The sequence below is a fragment of the Sphingomonas sp. MS122 genome, assembly GCF_049532975.1.
In the GTDB taxonomy this organism is placed as follows: domain Bacteria; phylum Pseudomonadota; class Alphaproteobacteria; order Sphingomonadales; family Sphingomonadaceae; genus Sphingomonas.
The window spans coordinates 95,765-109,773 of the sequence record NZ_CP186695.1; the positions used below are offsets into that span (position 1 = coordinate 95,765).

18 protein-coding genes are annotated in these 14,009 nt (G+C 68.8%); 13 read left to right on the plus strand and 5 right to left on the minus strand.

The window, feature by feature from the left end:
- Nucleotides 1-47 precede the first annotated feature (47 nt).
- Together fumC and ACO227_RS00475 are read right to left on the minus strand one after the other, a co-directional pair.
- Nucleotides 48-1,439 carry a class II fumarate hydratase gene (gene fumC, locus ACO227_RS00470; protein WP_423604390.1) on the minus strand — a complete coding sequence of 464 codons (1,392 nt, stop codon included), beginning with the start codon at nucleotides 1,437-1,439 and terminating at the stop codon, nucleotides 48-50.
- A gap of 119 nt (nucleotides 1,440-1,558) precedes the next feature.
- Entirely contained in the window at nucleotides 1,559-2,041 is a 483-nt protein-coding gene (locus tag ACO227_RS00475; RefSeq protein ID WP_423604391.1) for an SspB family protein, read from the minus strand.
- Nucleotides 2,042-2,144: 103 nt separating this feature from the next.
- Here ACO227_RS00475 and hisB point away from each other — a divergent pair, with 103 nt between their 5' ends.
- The 9 genes from hisB to ACO227_RS00520 all read left to right on the plus strand — a co-directional run bounded on the left by hisB (nucleotide 2,145) and on the right by ACO227_RS00520 (nucleotide 7,724).
- Nucleotides 2,145-2,732: an imidazoleglycerol-phosphate dehydratase HisB gene (gene hisB, locus ACO227_RS00480; protein ID WP_423604393.1), complete on the plus strand. Its 588-nt coding sequence runs from the start codon at nucleotides 2,145-2,147 to the stop codon at nucleotides 2,730-2,732.
- Entirely contained in the window at nucleotides 2,732-3,016 is a 285-nt protein-coding gene (locus tag ACO227_RS00485; RefSeq protein ID WP_423604395.1) for a YciI family protein, read from the plus strand. The genes hisB and ACO227_RS00485 overlap by 1 nt, the downstream gene beginning before the upstream one ends.
- Nucleotides 3,013-3,612, plus strand: coding sequence for an imidazole glycerol phosphate synthase subunit HisH (hisH, locus tag ACO227_RS00490; protein ID WP_423604396.1), 600 nt, complete (start codon nucleotides 3,013-3,015; stop codon nucleotides 3,610-3,612). The genes ACO227_RS00485 and hisH overlap by 4 nt, the downstream gene beginning before the upstream one ends.
- 13 nt (nucleotides 3,613-3,625) lie before the next feature.
- Complete coding sequence (gene hisA / locus ACO227_RS00495) at nucleotides 3,626-4,354, plus strand: 1-(5-phosphoribosyl)-5-[(5-phosphoribosylamino)methylideneamino]imidazole-4-carboxamide isomerase (protein WP_423604398.1); 729 nt, start codon at nucleotides 3,626-3,628, stop codon at nucleotides 4,352-4,354.
- Entirely contained in the window at nucleotides 4,351-5,118 is a 768-nt protein-coding gene (hisF, locus tag ACO227_RS00500; protein ID WP_423604400.1) for an imidazole glycerol phosphate synthase subunit HisF, read from the plus strand. The genes hisA and hisF overlap by 4 nt, the downstream gene beginning before the upstream one ends.
- Nucleotides 5,119-5,153: 35 nt before the next feature.
- Entirely contained in the window at nucleotides 5,154-5,336 is a 183-nt protein-coding gene (locus tag ACO227_RS00505; RefSeq protein ID WP_423604402.1) for a hypothetical protein, read from the plus strand.
- 31 nt (nucleotides 5,337-5,367) lie between these two features.
- Nucleotides 5,368-5,694, plus strand: coding sequence for a phosphoribosyl-ATP diphosphatase (locus ACO227_RS00510; RefSeq protein WP_423604403.1), 327 nt, complete (start codon nucleotides 5,368-5,370; stop codon nucleotides 5,692-5,694).
- A 3-nt stretch (nucleotides 5,695-5,697) separates the two neighbouring features.
- Nucleotides 5,698-6,075: a histidine triad nucleotide-binding protein gene (locus ACO227_RS00515; protein WP_423604404.1), complete on the plus strand. Its 378-nt coding sequence runs from the start codon at nucleotides 5,698-5,700 to the stop codon at nucleotides 6,073-6,075.
- Nucleotides 6,076-6,182: 107 nt separating this feature from the next.
- Entirely contained in the window at nucleotides 6,183-7,724 is a 1,542-nt protein-coding gene (locus tag ACO227_RS00520; RefSeq protein ID WP_423604405.1) for an amino acid permease, read from the plus strand.
- Between the two features lie 67 nt (nucleotides 7,725-7,791).
- Here the strand turns inward: ACO227_RS00520 and ACO227_RS00525 are convergent, their stop codons facing one another.
- Together ACO227_RS00525 and ACO227_RS00530 are read right to left on the minus strand one after the other, a co-directional pair.
- Entirely contained in the window at nucleotides 7,792-8,544 is a 753-nt protein-coding gene (locus ACO227_RS00525; protein WP_423604407.1) for an SDR family oxidoreductase, read from the minus strand.
- Between the two features lie 51 nt (nucleotides 8,545-8,595).
- Nucleotides 8,596-9,594: an adenosine kinase gene (locus ACO227_RS00530; RefSeq protein WP_423604409.1), complete on the minus strand. Its 999-nt coding sequence runs from the start codon at nucleotides 9,592-9,594 to the stop codon at nucleotides 8,596-8,598.
- A gap of 89 nt (nucleotides 9,595-9,683) precedes the next feature.
- Here ACO227_RS00530 and ACO227_RS00535 point away from each other — a divergent pair, with 89 nt between their 5' ends.
- Together ACO227_RS00535 and ACO227_RS00540 are read left to right on the plus strand one after the other, a co-directional pair.
- On the plus strand, nucleotides 9,684-10,376 hold the full coding sequence (locus ACO227_RS00535; protein ID WP_423604410.1) for an EI24 domain-containing protein: 693 nt from the start codon (nucleotides 9,684-9,686) through the stop codon (nucleotides 10,374-10,376).
- Nucleotides 10,373-10,750, plus strand: coding sequence for a hypothetical protein (locus ACO227_RS00540; protein WP_423604412.1), 378 nt, complete (start codon nucleotides 10,373-10,375; stop codon nucleotides 10,748-10,750). The genes ACO227_RS00535 and ACO227_RS00540 overlap by 4 nt, the downstream gene beginning before the upstream one ends.
- On the opposite strand, the gene queG is transcribed toward ACO227_RS00540, so the two are convergent.
- Nucleotides 10,725-11,783 carry a tRNA epoxyqueuosine(34) reductase QueG gene (gene queG / locus ACO227_RS00545; protein WP_423604414.1) on the minus strand — a complete coding sequence of 353 codons (1,059 nt, stop codon included), beginning with the start codon at nucleotides 11,781-11,783 and terminating at the stop codon, nucleotides 10,725-10,727. The genes ACO227_RS00540 and queG overlap by 26 nt on opposite strands.
- A gap of 18 nt (nucleotides 11,784-11,801) precedes the next feature.
- On the opposite strand from queG, the gene ACO227_RS00550 reads away from it, so the two are divergent.
- Nucleotides 11,802-12,767, plus strand: coding sequence for an ABC transporter ATP-binding protein (locus ACO227_RS00550; RefSeq protein ID WP_423604415.1), 966 nt, complete (start codon nucleotides 11,802-11,804; stop codon nucleotides 12,765-12,767).
- Nucleotides 12,764-13,993, plus strand: coding sequence for an ABC transporter permease (locus ACO227_RS00555; protein WP_423604417.1), 1,230 nt, complete (start codon nucleotides 12,764-12,766; stop codon nucleotides 13,991-13,993). Before ACO227_RS00550 ends, ACO227_RS00555 begins: the two co-directional genes overlap by 4 nt.
- The last annotated feature ends 16 nt before the right edge of the window (nucleotides 13,994-14,009 follow it).

Here is a 14,009-nt window from a genome sequence, read left to right on the forward strand (position 1 = left end):
TATCAACCGAGGGTTCTCGCGAGGGTTCCATGAACCCGGGGTGACTTCTAGCGGCCGACCATCGTCTCGGGCCGCACCAGCCGGTCGAACGTGGCCTCGTCGACCAGCCCGAGCTTCAGGCCCGCCTCGCGCAGCGTCAGTCCCTCGGCATGGGCGACCTTGGCGATCTTCGCGGCATTGTCATAGCCGATCTCGGGCGCCAGCGCGGTGACGAGCATCAGCGAGCGGCCCACCAGATCGGCGATCTGCCGCTCGTTCGCCTGGATCCCGTCAACGCAGCGCTCGGCGAAGCTCGTCATGCCGACGGCAAGCAGATGAATCGAGCGCAGCACGGTCGCACCGATCAGCGGCATGAACACGTTGAGCTCGAAATGCCCTTGCATCCCGCCGACCGTCACCGCCTGGTGGTTCCCGATCACCTGCGCCGCGACCATCGTCAGCGATTCGCACTGAGTCGGGTTGACCTTGCCCGGCATGATCGAGCTGCCCGGCTCGTTGGCCGGCAGCGACAGCTCGCCCAGCCCGGAGCGGGGCCCGGAGCCAAGGAAGCGGATGTCGTTGGCGATCTTGTTGAGCGCCACGGCCAGCGTGTTGAGCGCCCCCGAGAAGAAGACGAGCCCATCCTTGGCCGCCAGCTGCTCGAACTTGTTGGGCGCGCTTTCGAACTGCGTGCCGGTGATCTCGCTGATCGCCGCCACCATGTCCTCCGCCCAGCCTTCGGGCGCGTTGAGCCCGGTTCCGACGGCGGTGCCGCCGATCGCGAGCTTGCGGATATTGCCGTCCAGCGCCCCCTCGATCCGCGCCCGGCAGCTCGCCAGCTGCGCGGCATAGCCAGAGAATTCCTGTCCCAGCGTCAGCGGCGTCGCGTCTTGCGTATGGGTGCGGCCGATCTTGACGATATGGTCCCACGCCTTCGCCTTGGCGGCGAGCGAGGCGGTCAGCCTCTCCAGCGCCGGCACCAGCATGTCGCGCGTCGCCAGCACCGTCGCGACATGGAGCGCGGTGGGGAAGCTGTCGTTCGACGACTGGCTCATGTTGACGTGATCGTTGGGATGGACGGGCGCCTTGCCGCCGCGCTTCCCCGCGAGCTTCTCGTTGGCGTAGCCCGCAATCACTTCGTTCACGTTCATGTTGGTCTGGGTGCCGGAACCCGTCTGCCAGATGACCAGCGGGAACTGGTCGTCGAGCTCGCCCGCGACGATCGCCTGCGTGGCGTCCTCGATCGCCGCGACGATCTCGGGCTTCAGGCCATGTCGAGCGTTCACCCGCGCCGCCGCCTGCTTCACGATCGCCTGCGCATGGACGATGCCGACCGGCATGCGCTCGGTCGGCCCGAACGGGAAATTCTCGATGCTGCGCTGGGTCTGCGCGCCCCAATAGGCGTCCGCCGGCACCTCGATCATGCCGATCGAGTCGGTTTCGGTGCGGGTCTGCGTCACATGCTGCTCCTCGTCATCCCAGCGAAAGCTGGGATCTCAGGCGGCAAGCGCAACCCTTACGGCACAAGACCCCGGCGTTGTCCTTCGATCGCCCTTCGGGTCGCTGGGGTGACAGCGCGCTATTTCTTCCGCTTGAAGTCCACCGCCACGACGTTGGATCCGTCCTCCACCGGGGTCACCGCGGGACCGTCATTCTCGGCCTCTTCGTGCGGCTCGGGGCCGTCGGGGTCCTCGGCCGCCTGGAAGCGCAGCTCGAAATTGACCGCCGGGTCGTGGAAGCCGGTGATCGCCGCGAACGGGATCACCAATGTCGAGGGGATCTGGTTGAAGCTCAAGCCCACCGAGAAGCGCTCGTCGTCGACCTTGAGGTCCCAGAAGCGGTGCTGGAGGACGATCGTCATCTCGTCCGGGAAGCGCTCGATCAGCCGGTCGGGGATGTCCACACCCGGTGCGCGGGTCTTGAAGGTGATGTAGAAATGATGCGCCCCGGGCAGCGCGCCGGTCGCCGCGACCTGGTCGAGCACGCGACCGACCACGGCGCGCAGGGCCTCCTGCACGATCTCGTCATAGGGAATCAGGCTGTCAGGCACGCTACCACTCATGTGACCATTGCCTACAGTGCGCACGGCAGCGGTCAAGATGAACTGCGGCTTCACATAGCTGTGCCATCATTGCATGCCTCCGTGACAGCGCTATGGAGCGGCCATGCGCACCGCGACGATCAGCCGCAAGACCAGCGAAACCTCGGTCGACGTGACCGTCAATCTCGACGGCACCGGGACCTATCATGTCTCGACCGGCATTGGCTTCTTCGACCACATGCTCGAACAGCTCTCGCGCCATTCGCTGATCGACCTCGACGTCAAGACCGTGGGCGACCTGCACATCGACCAGCACCACACGGTCGAGGATACCGGCCTCGCGATCGGCGCCGCGATCGCGGAGGCGCTGGGCGACAAGCGCGGCATCCGCCGCTACGCCGACGCGCTCTCGCCGATGGACGAGACGCTGACTCGCGTCGCGATCGACATCTCCGGCCGGCCCTTTCTCGTGTGGAAGACCGAATTCAGCCAGAAGCGCCTCGGCGAGATGGACACCGAGATGTTCGAGCACTGGTTCCACAGCTTCGCGCAGACTGCGTGCGTGACCCTGCACGTCGAGACGCTCTACGGCCAGAACAACCACCATATCGCCGAGGCCGCGTTCAAGGGCCTCGCCCGCGCGCTGCGCCAGGCGGTCGAGATCGATCCGCGCAAGGCCGACGCGATCCCCTCGACCAAGGGGACGCTCTGATGATCGCGGTGCTGCTGGGCTACAAGGTGCCGATAGAGACGATCGACGCGCTCCGCTCCGCGCATGTCGACTGGCTGAAACAGGGGCTCGCCGATGGCCGGCTGCTGCTCGCCGGGCGCAAGGTGCCGGTCACGGGGGGCATGCTGCTGGTACGCGGCACGCTCGACGAGGCGAAGGCCTGGGCTGCGACCGATCCGTTCGCGACCGAGGGCGCCGCCGAGTATGAATTCATCGAGGTTGCGCCCTCGATCCTCGCGCCGGGGCTGGAGGCGCTCGGCCAGTGACCGTCGCGCTGATCGACTATGGCGCGGGCAATCTCCACTCGGTCCACAATGCGCTGAAGGCAGCGGGCGCCGTGGACGTCGCCGTTACGGCCGACGCGGATGCCGTGACGAAGGCCGATCGCATCGTCCTGCCCGGCGTCGGCGCGTTCGGCGCCTGCGCCTCGGGGCTGCGCGCGATTCCGGGCATGGTCGAGGCGCTCGACCAGCGCGTGCTGCGTGGGGGCGCGCCGTTCCTCGGCGTCTGCGTCGGCATGCAATTGCTCGCGAAGGCGGGCGAGGAGCTCGGCACGCATCAGGGCCTTGGCTGGCTCGATGGCACCGTGCGCGAGCTTCCGGCCGATGGCGTCCGCGTGCCGCATATGGGCTGGAACGATGTCATTCCGCTTGTTCCCCACCCGCTGATCGAGCCGGGCGAGGCCTATTTCCTGCACAGCTTCGCCTATTCGGGCGAGGCCGTGCTCGCGACCACCGAGCACGGCGGCCCGGTCGCCGCCGCGATCGGCCGCGACAATTTCGCCGGGGTGCAGTTCCATCCCGAAAAGAGCCAGCGCTACGGCCTGGCGTTGCTCGAACGTTTCCTGAGGTGGCGCCCTTGAAGGAGTTCCTGACTTGATCGTCTTTCCCGCCATCGACTTGAAAGCCGGCCAGGTCGTCCGTCTCGCCGAGGGCGATATGGCGCGTGCCACCGTCTATGGCGAAAACCCCGCCGCGCAGGCCGATGCCTTCGCCAGGGCGGGCGCGACTCACCTCCACGTCGTCGACCTGGATGGCGCGTTCGCGGGCGAATCGATCAATGGCGGCGCGGTCGCCGCGATCCTCGCGCGCTTTCCCGGCAAGGTGCAGCTCGGCGGCGGCATCCGCAACCGCGCGTCGGTCGAGCGCTGGATCGACATGGGCGTGAGCCGCGTCGTGATCGGCACCGCTGCGCTCGAGGACCCCGATTTCGTGCGCGAGGCCGCCGCCGCCCATCCCGGCCGGATCGTCGTCGCGGTCGACGCCCGCGACGGCTTCGTAGCGACCAAGGGCTGGGCCGACGTCTCCGCCGTCTCGGTCGCCGAGCTCGGCCACCGCTTCGAGGACGCCGGCGTCGCCGCCCTGCTGTTCACCGATGTCGGCCGCGACGGGCTGCTCAAGGGCTGCAATGTCGAGGCGACCACGGCACTCGCCGCCGAGGTCTCGATTCCTGTCATCGCCAGCGGCGGCGTCGCCGGGATCGAGGACATCCACGCGCTGGTCGGCCAGCCCGGCATCGAAGGCGTCATCACCGGCCGTGCGCTCTACGACGGGCGCCTCGACCTCGCCGAGGCGCTGAAAGCCGCGGCCAAAGTCGAACAATGACCGTCCGCGCGCGCGTCATTCCCTGCCTCGATGTCGCCAATGGCCGCGTCGTCAAGGGCGTGAACTTCGTCAATCTGCGCGATGCCGGCGATCCGGTCGAGCAGGCGCGTGCCTATGACGCCGCCGGCGCCGACGAGCTCTGCTTCCTCGACATCACCGCCAGCCACGAGGCGCGCGGCACGATCATCGACGTGGTGCGCCGCACCGCCGAGGTGTGCTTCATGCCGCTCACCGTCGGCGGCGGCGTGCGCTCGGCCGAGGATGCGCGCGCGCTGCTGCTCGCCGGGGCGGACAAGGTCGCGGTCAACTCCGCCGCCGTCACCCGCCCTGAGATGGTGAGCGAGATCGCCGACCGCTTCGGCAGCCAGTGCGTCGTCGCCTCGGTCGATGCGCGCCAGGTCGAGCCCGCCCGCTGGGAGGTGTTCACCCATGGCGGCCGCAAGCCCACCGGGATCGACGCGGTCGAGCATGCCCTCAACCTCGCGAGGCTCGGCGCGGGCGAGCTGCTGCTCACCTCGATGGATCGCGACGGCACGCGCGACGGCTACGACCTCGAGTTGATCCGCACCATCGCCGACCAGGTGACCGTCCCCGTCGTCGCCTCGGGCGGCGTCGGCAATCTCGACCACCTCGTCGCCGGCATCCGCGACGGCCACGCCAGCGCCGTGCTCGCCGCCTCCATCTTCCATTTCGGCGAGGCGTCGATCGCCGACGCGCATGCCGCGCTCGCTGCCGCAGGGATCCCGGTCCGCAGCCACGGTTAACGCTTTGGCAGCGACGCCGCGGCTAGGTGATTTTCATGCTTCGCGCCCTGCCCCTGCTGCTGCTCGCCGCCGCGCCCGCGTTCGCCGCGCACGGTGGAGCGATCACGCGCCGCTCGATGCCCGAGCTGTCCGATCTCGCGCTCGCCGCGATGGCCGCGGGCGGCATCTGGCTCGCCCAGCGCGCGATGCGCCGCCGCAAGCGCCAGCCCAAGGATTGACAGCGCCCGCCGCCTGCCCGACTGCGCGGACATGGCCTCCGACATCCTCGACACGCTGGAACAGGTGATCCGCGAGCGCCGCCACGGCGATCCGTCCACCTCCTATGTCGCCAGGCTCACGGCCAAAGGCCGCGCCAAGATCGCGCAGAAGCTGGGCGAAGAGGCGGTCGAGGCCGCGATCGCCGCGGTCCAGGACGATCGCCAAGGCCTCGCCGGCGAGGCCGCCGACCTCGTCTTCCACCTCCTCGTCCTGCTCGCCGATACGGGGCTCAGCCTCGACGACGTCCGCGCCGAGCTCGCCCGCCGCGAAGGCATTTCCGGAATCGACGAAAAGGCCAGCCGTCCCGCAGGAGCCTAGACCATGCCGATCGACCCGACTCTGCCATACGACGACCAGAACATCTTCGCGAAGATCCTCCGCGACGAGATCCCCTCGAAGCGAGTCTATGAGGACGAGCATGCCGTCGCTTTCCACGACATCAACCCGCTGGCGCCGACGCACCTGCTGGTGATCCCGCGCGGCCCCTATGTCTCGTGGGACGATTTTTCCGCGCGCGCGTCGGATGCCGAGATCGCGGGCTTCGTCCGCGCCGTGGGGATCGTCGCGCGCCAGGCCGGCGCGGTCGAACCCGGCTACCGCCTGCTCGCCAATGTCGGCGTCGATTCGGGACAGGAAGTGCCGCACCTCCACGTCCATGTCTTCGCCGGCAAGCCGCTGGGTCCAATGCTAGCGCGATAAGCCGAGCTTTTGGGGGATTGCGCGCCCCCGATTTGCGTTTAGGCTCCCGGCTTTCGTATCCGCGGCGATGGCAAGGGCCACGCCGCCTAGGGGGATTGGATCGCTGCATGATTTTTGGGCGCGTTAAGCCACTCGACGCCATTCTGGCCACCGCGGAGAAGAAGTCGCTCCACCGGTCGCTCGGCGCCTTCCAGCTCACCATGCTGGGCATCGGCGCGGTAATCGGCACCGGCATCTTCGTCCTGACCGCCGAGGCCGCGCAGAAAGCCGGCCCGGCGATGATGCTGAGCTTCATCATCGCGGGCGTGGTCTGCGCCTTCGCCGCGCTCTGCTATGCGGAAATGTCGGCGATGGTGCCCGTCTCCGGCTCGGCCTACACCTATAGCTATGCCGTGATGGGCGAGCTGATCGCCTGGATGGTCGGCTGGGCGCTGATCCTCGAATATGCCGTCGCCGCGGGCGCGGTGTCGGTGGGCTGGTCGGGCTATGTCGTCGGCCTGCTCGAGCACACGCTCGCGATCGACATACCCGACAATCTCGTCGCGGGGCCCTTCGACGGCGGCATGATCAACCTCCCTGCGATGGCGATCGCCGGCCTCGTCACCTGGCTGCTGGTGATTGGCACCCGGGAGAGCGCCACCGTCAACTCGATCCTCGTGATCATCAAGGTGACGGCGCTCACCGCGTTCATCCTGCTCGCGGTGCCGGTGATGAACATGGAGCAGTTCTCGCCCTTCGCGCCCACCGGCTTCATCGGCGTGTCGATGGCCGCGGCGTCGATCTTCTTCGCCTATGTCGGGTTCGACGCGGTGTCGACCGCGGCCGAAGAGACCAAGAACCCGCAGCGCAACATGCCGATCGGCCTGATCGGCAGCCTCACCATCTGCACCATCTTCTATCTGCTCGTCGCCGCCGGCGTGGTCGGCGCGCCGGGGCTCAGCACCCAGCCGGTGGTCAGCGCCGCCGGCGCCGCGCTCGAGCCGGGCAGCCGCGAGCTCGCCGCCCAGTGCGCCGCGCGCGCCGCCGAAGGCTTCAAGGACGTGGTCTGCTCGAAGGAGGCGCTGGCGTTCACGCTGCGCGAGATCGGCTGGCCCCAGATCGGCAACTTGCTCGGCCTCGCCGCCGGCCTCGCGCTGCCGTCGGTCATCCTGATGATGATGTTCGGCCAGACCCGCATCTTCTTCGTGATGAGCCGCGACGGCCTGCTTCCCGCCGCCTTCTCCAAGATTCACCCCAAGTTCAACACGCCGCACGTCATCACGATCATCACCGGCGTCGCGGTCGCGCTGTTCGCGGCCTTCTTCCCGGTGGGGCAGCTCGCCAACATCTCCAACTCGGGCACGCTGTTCGCCTTCGCCGCGGTGTCGATCGCGGTGCTGGTGATCCGCCGCACCGATCCGACGCGCCACCGGCCGTTCCGCACCCCGCTGGTGTGGCTCACCGCGCCGATCGCGATCCTCGGTTGCATCTATCTGTTCGTCAGCCTCGATCACAAGAGCATCACCTTGTTCCTGATCTGGGCGGCGATCGGCCTCGCGGTCTATTTCGGCTACAGCCGCTCGCGCAGCCATGTCGGCCGCGGCATCATCGATGTGCCCGAGCACGAGGCATATGAAGAGCTCGATCCGCCGGTGCCCGGTACGCACTGAGCGACGAGCGAGACGAAAGAAGGGGCCGGCGGGGCATTCCGCCGGCCCCTTTCCTTGCCGGGCGCCGTCAGAAGATCTTCTGGTCGAGCGGCTCGATCCGCAGCGTCACGACGTCGATCCCCGGCGGACGCGTCGCCGCGAACAGGATCGCGTCGGCGACCTCCTCCGGCGGCAGCAGCTTGTGTGCCGCCATCATCCGTTGCCGCTCCTCGGGCGGAAAGGGCTGCATCGATGAAGCGATCGCGCCCGGCTCGATCAGGGTCAGCCGAATCCCGTCGCGGATCAGTTCCTTGCGCAACGTCTCGGCGAAGCTGGCGACGCCGCCCTTGGCCGCGTTGTACACGCTCTCGCCCACCGCCTTGATGTGCACGCTGATCGATCCGACCAGGATCACCATCGCCTCACGATTGCCGCTCGCGCGCATCCGTTCGGTCGCTTCCTTGGTGCAGGCGACGTAGCTCACCAGATTGCTGTCGATCACGTAACGCCAGCCGGCGTCGTCCATCTCCGACAGGGGACCCGAACCGACACCCGCGCACGCGACGAGGATATCGAGCCCGCCGAGCCACGCGTCGACACGCTCGAACAGCCGCGCCAGCCCTGGGGCACTCGACAGATCTGCGGTCACCGTCTCAACCCGTTCCTGGTGCTCCGGCGGAAAGGCCTCGACCAGCGACCGCAGTCCCAGCTCCTCGCGATCGGTGAGCAGCACGCGCGCGCCTGCCGCGAGCATCCGTTCGGCCACCGCGCGGCCCACGCCGCCGGCGCCGCCCGTGATCAGGACTCGCTTGTTCGCCAGCGGCGATACGCCGTCCGCCATGCCACGTCTCCCAGACGCGGCTCAACGTCCGGGGCGGCGCGGGGTTGCGGCCTAGCCCAGCTTTTCCGCCGCCAGCGCCTTGAGGTCGACCTCGGCGCGCGCACCGTAATGGCTGATGATCTCCGCCGCGCACACCGCGCCGAGCTTGAGCGACTTTTCGAGGCTCCAGCCCTGCGCCTGTCCGTGAAGGAAGCCCGCGGCGAACAGGTCGCCCGCGCCGGTCGTGTCGACCACCTTGTCGATCGGCTCGGCGGGCACCTCGGCACGTTCGCCGTTGGAGACCGCGATCGCGCCCTTCTCACTGCGCGTCACCACCAGCACGGGCACCTGCGCCGCGATCCTGGCGATCGCGTCCTCGCAATCCCCGGTCTCGGCCAGCGCGAGCAGCTCGTTCTCGTTGGCGAACAGGATGTCGATCATCCCCTCGGCGATCAGCTTGCGGAAATCGTCGCCGTGGCGCGAGATGCAGAAGACGTCGGACAAGGTGAAGGCGACCTTGCGCCCCGCCCCGCGCGCGATGTCGATCGCCGCGCGCATCGCCTGGCGCGGCTCTTCGGGATCCCACAGATAGCCTTCGAGATAGAGGATCGCGCCGCCGGCGATGAGGTCACGGTCGAGCGCCTTCTCGGGCAGGAACTGCGAGGCGCCGAGAAAGGTGTTCATCGTGCGCTGCCCGTCGGGCGTCACGAAGATCAGGCAGCGCGCGGTCGAAGGCGGGCCGGCGCGCACCGCGGTATCGAAATCGACCCCGCTGGCACGCAGGTCGTGGGCGAACACCTGGCCGAGCTGGTCGTCGGCGACCTGGCCGATGAAGGCGCAGCGGCTGCCCAGCGCGGCCATCCCGGCGACGGTGTTGCCGGCCGACCCGCCCGAAACCTCGCGGCCCGGCCCCATGCGATCGTAGAGCGCATCGGCCTCTTCGGGCGAAAAGATCAGCTGCATCGATCCCTTCGCGACGCCGATCTCGTCGATGAAGCTGTCCTCGGCCGAGGCGAGGACGTCGACGATGGCGTTGCCGATGGCGACGACGTCATGGGCGGGTGCGGTCACATTGGTCTCCGGAGAAAGTTTTCGCGCGCCTAGTGGACGCGGCCTTGCTGCGCAACTGCGTTGACTTGTCCGCCCGTCACGGCCCATCCATGCCCGCGATGCTCGAGGCCTTCCTCCTCTCGATCCGCCAGCTCGGCGACCGGCGGATCCTCGCCGTTTTCGTGAAATCGATGCTGCTGACGCTGGCGATCTTCGCCGCGCTCGGCACCGCCCTGTGGTTCGGGGTGGACGCGCTCGTCGCCCATTATTTCGACGCGAGCGACAGCATCGCCAGCCTCATCGCCGCCGCGGCGCTGCTGATCGGCCTGCTCGGCGCCTGGCTGCTGTTCCGCGCGATCGCGGTCGCGGTGATCAGCGTGTTCGCCGACGAGGTGGTCCATGCGGTCGAGGCGAAACACTATCCCGCGCAATTCGCCGTCGCACGCGACCTGAGTTTCGCGCGCTCGCTCGGCATGGGGCTGCGCTCCGCCGGCCGGGCGCTGCTGATCAATCTCGTGCTCGCCCCGCTCTACATCCTGCTGCTCGTCACCGGGATCGGCACCGCGCTCGCCTTCTTCCTTGTCAATTCGTGGCTGCTCGGCCGCGATCTCGGCGACATGGTCGCGGTGCGCCATATGCCCGCCGCGGACCTCGCACGCTGGCGCGGTGCGACCCGGCTTTCGCGCTTTGCGCTGGGCGCTGCGGGCACCGCATTGTTCTTCGTGCCGTTCGTCAACTTCGCCGCCCCTGTCCTCGGCGCGGCGATGGCGACTCACCTGTTCCACCGGAGAAGCGTCAAGTGAGAGTTCCGATTGCCGCCGCCCTGCTCGTCCTCCTCGCGGGCTGCGGTGGCGCCACCGCGCCGCCGCCGGTGGTCCGCGCCGCGCCGATCCCGGTGCCGCAGCCCGGCATGGCCGCGCTCACCACGGTGATGGGGGCGAGCGCCAACGCCCTCATCGCCCAGTTCGGCCGCCCCCAGCTCGACATGACCGAGGGCATCGCGCGCAAGCTTCAGTTCGGCGGGCCGATCTGCGTGCTCGACGCCTATCTCTATCCGCCCAAGTCAGGCCGCGGCGACGCCACCGTGACCTTCGCCGAGACGCGCCAGCGCGACGGCAAGCCGATCGACCAGTCGAGCTGCGCGGCCGCGCTCAGGGCGAGCCGCGCGGGGAAGTAAGCCGCTCCCGCGCCCACTCGGCCGCCTCGCGGACAACCGGATCGGGGTCGTCGAGCAGCGCCTCCACCGAGGGCAGCAGCGCCGGCTCGCCGCTATTGCCGGCCGCGATCAGGCAGTTGCGCATCATCCGATCGCGCCCGATCCGCTTGATCGGAGAGCCCGAGAAGACGTGCCGGAACCCGGCATCGTCGAGCGCGAGCAGCTCGGCCAGTTCGGGCGCGGTGAGCTCGGCGCGCGGCGCGAAGGCGAGGTTCGCCGCGGCCGCGGCCGCGAACTTGTTCCACGGGCACACCGCCAGGCAGTCGTCGCAGCCATAGATGCGATTGCCGATCCTCTCGCGGAATTCCTCGGGGATCGGCCCCTTGAGCTCGATCGTCAGGTAGGAGATGCAGCGCCGCGCATCGAGCTGATAGGGCGCGGGAAAGGCATCGGTCGGGCATGCCGTCCGGCACGCGTCGCACGACCCGCACCCGCCACCGCTCGGGCCGGTCGGCGCCAGCGCCAGCGTCGTATAGATCGCGCCTAGGAACAGCCAACTGCCATGCTCGCGGCTCACTAGATTGGTGTGCTTGCCCTGCCAGCCCAGCCCCGCCGCCTCCGCCAGCGGCTTCTCCATCACCGGCGCGGTGTCGACGAACACCTTGAGATCGCACCCCGCCTCCTGCGCCAGCCAGCGCCCGAGCGCCTTGAGCGCCTTCTTCATCACGTCGTGATAGTCGGCGCCCTGCGCATAGACCGAGATCCGCCCGCGCTCGCCCGTCTCCGCCAGCGCCAGCGGATCGGCGGCGGGCGCGTAGCTCATGCCGAGCGAGATCACGCTGCGCACCTCGGGCCACAATCCCGCCGGACTCTCGCGATGGTGCGCGCGTTCGGCCATCCAGATCATGTCGCCATGCCGTCCCTCGGCCAGCCATTCGTGCAGCCGCCCGCCCGCCAGCGGCGCCGCGTCGGCACGCGCGATTCCGCATGCCGCGAAGCCCAGCTCCGCCGCTTTCTCGCAAATCGCCGTCTCGAGTGACTTGCTTTGCTGCATCACCCCCCGCTAGCACGGATGCGAAAGCCGAGGGGATTCTTGTTGCACGACGATCTGGCGGTCAGCGCCTCGGGCCTGGTCAAGCGCTTCGGTGACCGCCGCGTGGTGGACGGCATCGACATCGCGGTGCCGAAGGGCATGATCTACGGCGTGCTCGGTCCCAATGGCGCGGGCAAGACCACCACGCTGCGCATGCTGCTCGGCATCATCGAGCCCGATGGCGGCACCCGCAGCGTGTTCGGCAACGACCGCCCGCGCGAGGTCAGCGACCGCATCGGCTATCTCCCCGAGGAACGCGGCCTCTACCCGTCGATGAAGACCATCCAGGCGATCGCCTTCATGGGCGCGCTGCGCGGGCTCGACTGGCGCACCGGCCGCACCCGCGCGGTCGCGCTGATGGAGGCCACCGGCCTCGGGCACGCCACCGACCAGAAGATTCGCAAGCTCTCCAAGGGCATGGCCCAGCTCGTGCAGTTGCTCGGATCGATCGTCCACCGGCCCGACCTGCTGGTGCTCGACGAGCCCTTTTCCGGCCTCGACCCGGTCAACCAGGAGCGGCTCGAGAAGCTGATCCTCGCCGAGCGCGATCGCGGCGCGACGATCCTCTTCTCCACCCATGTCATGGCGCATGCCGAGCGCCTCTGCGACCGACTCACCATCATCGCCGGCGGCAAGGTGCGGTTCGAAGGCACCGTCGCCGACGCGCGCGCGACCCTTCCCTTCAAGGCGCATTATGTCCCGCACCACCCGCACGAAGGCATCCGCGCGCTGCTCCCCGCCGATGCCGTGCCCGAGGGCGACGGCTGGCGCTTCACCTTGCCCGACGAGGGCATCGAGGCGACGCTGGTGAAGCTGATCGACGCCGGCTACGGCATCTCGGGCCTGTCGATCGAGCGCCCCAGCCTCCACGACGTGTTCGTCCGCATCGTCGGCGCGAAAGCCCTCGCCGAATCGGAAGCGCTTGATGTGGAGGTACAGGCATGAGCAGCCTCGCCCGCCTGATCCGCCAGACGCTGACGATTGCGCGCCGCGATTTCGTGGCGACCGTGTTCACGCCCACCTTCCTGATCTTCCTGTTCGCGCCGATGATGTTCATCGGCCTGAGCGCGGTCGGCGGCGGCGCCGCCGCATCGATCAGCAAGAGCGGTGACGAGAAGGCGCGCGTCGTGCTGCTCGCGAGCGACGAGCAGGCGCGCGTCGCGATCGCTGCCGATCGCCAGCTGCGCAAGATGTTCAGTAGCCTCGAGCAACCCGCGCGGCTGATCGTCGAGAAGCCGGGCGCCAATCCCGAGGCGCAGGGCCGCGCCATGTTCGAGCGCAAGGAGAGCGATACCTATGCGGTGATGTACGGCCCGCTCGACAAGCCGCAGATCCTGCACAGCATCAACGGCACCCGCTCGGCCAGCTATCTCGCCGCGCTCGCCGATCAGGTGCTCCGCGCCCAGCGCGCCGGCACCGCCGCGCCGCTGAGCGAGGCGACCAAGATCGTCGTCACCCGCCCCGGCGCGTCGGCGGGCGGACGCGGCCAGGCGGCGTTCTTCGCGACCACCGCCCTGTTCATGATCAGCCTGCTGCTCGCCGGACAAGTCGTCGGCACCATGGCGGAGGAGCGCTCGAACAAGGTGATCGAGATCCTCGCCGCCGCGGTCCCGCTCGAAAGCGTGTTCTTCGGCAAGCTGGTCGGCATGTTCGGCGTCGCCTTGCTGTTCCTCGGCTTCTGGGGGACGGTGGTCGTCAATGTCGGCTCGCTGCTGCCGACCAAGTTCGCCACCGCCTTCATCGATGTCGGCCCGGCGGTCGGGCTGCCGATGTTCGGCCTGCTGTTCTTCGCCTATTTCGCGACCTCCTACATGCTGCTCGGTGCCGTGTTCCTCGGTCTCGGCGCCCAGGCGTCGACTCAGCGCGAGCTGCAGATGATGTCGCTGCCGATCACCATCTTCCAGGTCGCGATGTGGGGCTTGGCCTCGGCGACCGCGCTCGATCCGGACAGCTGGCTCGCCACCGCCGCGGTCGCCTTCCCGTTCAGCTCGCCCTTCGCGATGGTCGCCCGCGCCGCCAACATGCCCGAGATCTGGCCGCATCTGCTGGCGATCGGCTGGCAGCTGCTCTGGGTCGCCATCACCGTCACGATCGCCGCCCGCCTGTTCCGCCGCGGCGTGCTCCAGTCGGGCAGTCCGGGGCTGCGACTGCGCAAGAGGGCGGCGACCTGACGGCTCGCCGCAGCGC